2 protein-coding genes are annotated in these 5507 nt (G+C 75.1%); both read left to right on the top strand.

Annotation, left to right across the window (positions count from 1 at the left end; all coding sequences use genetic code 11):
- On the top strand, positions 1 to 3859 hold a 3859-nt coding region (locus tag AAHZ94_RS27705; protein WP_349996216.1), incomplete at its 5' end, for an SDR family NAD(P)-dependent oxidoreductase.
- The coding region (locus tag AAHZ94_RS27700; RefSeq protein ID WP_349996214.1) for a type I polyketide synthase at positions 3856 to 5507 on the top strand (1652 nt) is incomplete at its 3' end. The genes AAHZ94_RS27705 and AAHZ94_RS27700, both read left to right, overlap by 4 nt.

Raw genomic sequence — 5507 nt, 5'->3', positions numbered from 1 at the left:
GGGGGCGGGCTGGCCGCTGGCGGGCGGCAGCACGGGGCTCCCGGCGCCCCGGGGCCCGCCCCCGGCCTCGGTGGTGCGGGCCGCGCGCGCCGAGGCGGGGGGCGGCCCGGACGACATCGGCTTCGTCGAGGCCCACGGCTCCGGCACCAGCCTGGGTGACTCCATCGAGTTCGGCGCGCTGAACGAGGTGTTCGGCGGGCGCCCGGTGGAGCGGCCGGTGCTGGTCGGGGCCGTCAAGACGCACGTCGGGCACCTGCTGACCACCGCCGGCATGGCCGGCCTGATCAAGACGGTGCTCGCGGTGCGCAACGGCGAGGTCCCGGCCAACCTCAACCTGGAGCAACCCAACCCCGATCTCGACCTCACCGGGCCCGTGCAACCCGCCCAGGCCACCCAGCCCTTCCCGGTCGGCGCCGACGCCGTCCGCCGGGCCGGCGTCAGCTCCTTCGGCTGGTCAGGCACCAACATCCACCTGGTGCTCGAACAGGCGGACCCGAGCCCGCAGCCGGCCCCCGAGCCGGCAGTCACCCCCGACACCCACCTCCTCACCCTGTCCGCCACCAACCAAGCCAGCCTCACCGAGGCCGCCGCGGCCCTCGCCGACCACCTGGAACAGCAGCCAGGGCTGTCGCTCGCCGACGTGGCGTACACGACCCAGACCGGACGCACCGCCTTCCCGGTGCGCACCGCGCTGCTGTGCACGGACGGCGCGGACGCCGTCGCCAGGCTGCGCAACCCGGCCGCCGGCGTCGCCAGCCCCACCCGCACCCACCGGGTCGCGCTGCTGCTGTCGGCCCAGGCCGCCGAGCCGGGCCCGCTGGTCGACGGCTACGGGGAGCAGGAGGCGTTCCGCACGGCGTACGACGCGGTGGCCGAACTGGCCGCCGACCGGTTCGGCCGCGCGCTCGGCGCACCGGGCGACCTGGGTCGCCCGCCGGCGGATGCCGCGCCCGAGACCGCCACCGAGCACGCCGCGCTGACCACCTTCGCTGTGGAGTACGCGCTGGTGCAGTGGCTGGCGGCGTACGGGGTGCGGCCCGCGGTGCTGGTCGGCCGTGGGGTGGGGGAGTACGTGGCGGCGTGCGCGGCCGGCGTGCTCGAACTGGCCGACGCGCTCACCCTGGTGGTGGACCCCGCCGCGGCCGGGACGGTCGCCCTGCACGCGCCGCACACCAGCGTGGCCTGTGCCGCGACCGGCGCGCTGCTCACCGCCGAGCAGGCGCTCGACCCGGCCCACTGGGCGGCCGTCCCCGAACGGTCGGCCGCACCGCCCGTCACAGCCGAAGCGCTGGCACCCTACGCCAGCGTGCTGGTCGAAGCCGGCCCCGGACACACCCTGGCACCGGCCGCCGACACCCGGGCGGCTCGGGACGGTGATGATGCGGAAGCCCAACTACCGTCCGCTGTACGGCTATTGGATGATGTGGCGGCGCTTGGTGAAGGTGGTCCGCTGGCTGCCATCGGGCGGCTGTGGGAGCTCGGGCTCACCGTCGACTGGGCCGCCGGCCAGCCGGACGGGCGGGAGCTGCTGCGGCTGCCGGCCTACCGGTTCCAGCGCACCCGCTACTGGCCGACGCCCACCACCCGGCCCGCCGACCAGGCCGAGCCCGCCGCCAGGACGGCAGCCGAGGCGCGCGGCACCAGGTTCCTGGCACCCACCTGGCGCCGGCACGACGCGCTGCCGCCCGCAGGCACCCCCCGTACGCCGGGGACGGTGCTGCTGCTGGCCGGCCGCACCGAGTTGGGTGACGCACTGGCCGCGGGCGCCACGGCGGCAGGCGACACCGTCGTACGCGTCGAACCCGGCGACCACTACCGCCGCTCCGGGTCCACCGTCACCCTCGACCCGGGCCAGCCCGAACACTACGTACGACTCCTGACCGAACTGGCCGACGTGACCGGGCTGGCCGACCCGGGCGGTCGGGCCGACGCCAACGGCACACCCAGCCCCAACGGCACACCCAGCCCCAACGGCACACCCAGCCCCAACGGCACGCCCAGCCCCAACGGCACGCCCAATGCCAACGGCGCACCCAACGCCAGCGCCCCCCTCCGCATCATCCACGCCTACGGCCACCCGGACGGGGGCAGGCTCGGCGGTGGGTCGCGCGCCGGTGGGTTGCTCGACGGTGAGCGACCGGGTGGCGAACGACTGGACGGCGAGCGGCCCGGCAGCCCGGAGCCCGGTAGCCCCGAGCCCGGCGACGCCCTGGAAGCGAGCTTCTACAGCCTGCTCTGGCTCGTCCAGGCGATCGGCCGCGTGCTGCCGAGCCGCGACGTCGAACTGGTCGTCGCGCTCTCCGGAACCGCCGACGTGCTCGGCGGCGAACGCGTGACGCCACTGGCCGCCCCCGCGGTGGGCCTGTGCCGCTCGATCGTCGTGGAGTACCCGCGGCTGCACTGCCGCTGCGTCGACCTCGAACCGGATGCGCCAGCGGTCCGCACCGCACCCCAACTGCTGCGTGAAATAGAGCTGTTGGGCACCGATCCGGCAGCCGAAGGCGCCACCGGTGGGCCGCGGGGCGCCGAGTCGGCCGGCTCCCGGGTGCTCACCGCCTGGCGGCGCGACCGGCGCTGGCTGCCCGGCGTGGAGCGGGTGACGCTGCCCGAGGTCCCCGACGACCACGTGTGGCGCGCCGACGGGGTGTACGCCATCGTCGGCGGCACCGGCGGCCTCGGCCTCGCGCTCGCCCGCAAACTCGCCGTGGGCGGCGCCAAGCTCGCCCTCATCGGCCGCACCGAACTGCCCGAACCGGCCCTGTGGGACCACTGGATCGACGCCCACCGCCCCGACGACCGGATCAGCGGCGTCCTGCACGCCATCCGCGGGCTGCGCGCCACCGGCGCCGAGGTGCTGCCGGTGACCGCCGACATCAGCGCCCCGGGCCAGGCCGCCGCCGCGCTGCACACCGTACGCGAACACTTCGGCGACCTGTACGGCGTCATCCACGCGGCCGGCGTGCCCGGTGGCGGGCTGCTCCAGACCCGTACCGAAGAACAGGCGCGGGCCGTGCTCGCGCCCAAGGTGGCCGGCACCCTGGCGCTGGCCGACGCGCTGCGCGGCGACCCGCCCGAGCTGCTGGTGCTCTACTCCTCCACCGTCACCGCCATCGGCGGCCACGGCGAGGGTGACTACGGCGCGGCCAACGCCTTCCTGGACGCGTTCGCCGCGGCCGAGGACGGCGCCGTCGCCGCCCGGGTCGTCTCCATCGGGTGGGGCGCCTGGCAGCACGACCGCTGGCAGTCGGCCGCCTACGCCGCGGCCCCGGTGCTGCGCGAGCGGGTGGCCAGGGCCCGCGCGGAGTTCGGGTTCACCGACGCGGAGGGCACCGCGGCCCTCGGCCGGGCGATCGCCGCCGGCCCCGCCCACCTGTACGTACTCAACCAGCCGCTGGCCGACCTGGTCGAACTGATGCGGCTGATGTCCGACCCCGAGGCGCTCACCGGCGCCGGAACGGGAGGCGCGCCCGAACACCGCTACCCACGGCCCGAGTTGCGCGTCCCCTACCTGGCCCCGCGCAGCGAGACCGAGCAGCGGGTGGCGGTGGCCTGGCAGGAGGTGCTGGGCATGGAACGCGTCGGCATCCACGACCCCTTCTTCGAACTGGGCGGCACCTCGCTGGTCGGCCTCGCCGTGGTGGCCCGACTCGCGGCCGAGTTCGAGGTGGAACTCGCGGCGGCGAGCCTGTTCGAACACCCCACCGTCGCGCAGCTCGCCGCGCTGCTCGACCGCTCGCGCCCGGGCGGCGCGGCCGACGGCGGGACACCCGATGAGCCACGGCTGGACGGCAGCGCGGCACGGGGGCGGCGGCGTCGTGCCGGAGCCTCGACCATCAAGCGCAGGAGGACAGGCAAGTGAGCCGGCACACGAGCGACGATGGACCGCTGGACGACGAGGTGGGCACCGACATAGCCCTGGTCGGCATGGCGGGCCGGTTTCCCGGCGCGGACGGCGTCCGCAGACTGTGGCACAACATCCGTGCGGGCAAGGACACCATCACCCGCTTCACCGAGGAAGAGCTGCGCGCGAGCGGCGTCAGCGAAGAACTCCTGGCCGACCCCGCGTACGTACGGGCGGGCTCGGTCATCGACGGCATCGACCTCTTCGACGCCGGGTTCTTCGGCTACACGCCGTCCGAGGCCCAACTGCTCGATCCGCAACAGCGGTTGTTCCTGGAGACCGCCTGGCATGCCCTGGAGGACGCGGGGGCCGACCCCGCCCGCTTCGACGGCACCATCGGCGTGGCCGCCGGCACCGGCATCAGCTGGTACATGATGAACAACCTCAACACCCGGCCCGAGCTGACCGAACTCTTCGGCGACGTCCAGGTGGGCCTCGGCAACGACAAGGACTCGCTCGCCACCAGGACCGCCTACACCCTCGACCTCACCGGCCCCTGCTACACCGTCCAGAGCTACTGCTCGACCTCGCTGGTCGCCGTCTCGCTGGCCTGTTCCACACTGGTCAGCGGCGAGGCCGACCTGATGCTGGCCGGCGGCGTATCGGTGCTGGTCCCGCACCGCGTCGGCTACCTCTACCAGGAGGCCGGCATGGCCTCGCCCGACGGCGCCTGCCGGGCCTTCGACGCCGCGGCCCAGGGCACCCCGGTCGGCAGCGGCGTCGGCGTGGTCGCACTGCGCCGGCTGGAAGACGCGCTGGCCGACGGCGACCGGGTGTACGCCGTCATCCGCGGCTGGGCGATCACCAACGACGGCGCCGACAAGGTCGGCTTCACCGCACCCGGCGTCCGCGGCCAGGCCGCCGTGATGGCCGAGGCGCTGGCCAGCGCCGGCCTGGAGCCCGCTGACATCGACTACGTGGAGGCGCACGGCACCGGCACCGGCCTCGGCGACGCCATCGAGATCAGCGCCCTGCAACACGTCTTCGACGTGCCCGGCGTCACCCGCTGCGCGATCGGCTCCGTGAAGACCAACCTCGGCCACCTGGACCGGGCCGCGGGCGTCACCGGCCTCATCAAGACCGCCCTCGCCCTCCAGCACGAGGAGATTCCACCCACCCTCAACTTCGACCGCCCCAACCCCCAACTGCTGCGCTCCGCCGACCGGTTGGAGGTCGTGAACGAACTGCGGCCCTGGCCGCGCAGCGAGCGTACGCGCCGGGCCGGCGTCAGCGCCTTCGGCATGGGCGGCACCAACGCCCACGTCGTACTCGAAGAGGCCGAGCCCGCCGGAGCCAGGCCCCGCCCCACTCCGCGCGAGAACCAGCTCCTGCTGTGGTCGGCGCGTTCGGCCGAGGCCGCCGACGAGCTCACCGACCGGCTGCGGCAGGCACACGCCGAACTCCCCGAGCCCGCCGCAGGCCGACCCGCCACCGGCGACCTCGCCGACCTCGCGTACACCCTGCAAAGCGGCCGTGCGGTCTTCGAGCACCGCAGGGCGGCCGTCGTCACCTCTGTGTCTTATTCACATCTCCGCGCCCCCGAGCCGGCCGCCGGTGGGGGGGGGGGGGGGGGGGGGGGTGGAAGAGGGGGGGGGGGGGGGGGGGG

It is taken from the genome of Streptomyces sp. HSW2009 (genome assembly GCF_040240285.1).
Lineage (GTDB): Bacteria > Actinomycetota > Actinomycetes > Streptomycetales > Streptomycetaceae > Streptomyces.
The sequence above is the reverse complement of the archived record's forward strand: the minus strand, read 5'-3'. Positions and strand labels throughout refer to the sequence as shown.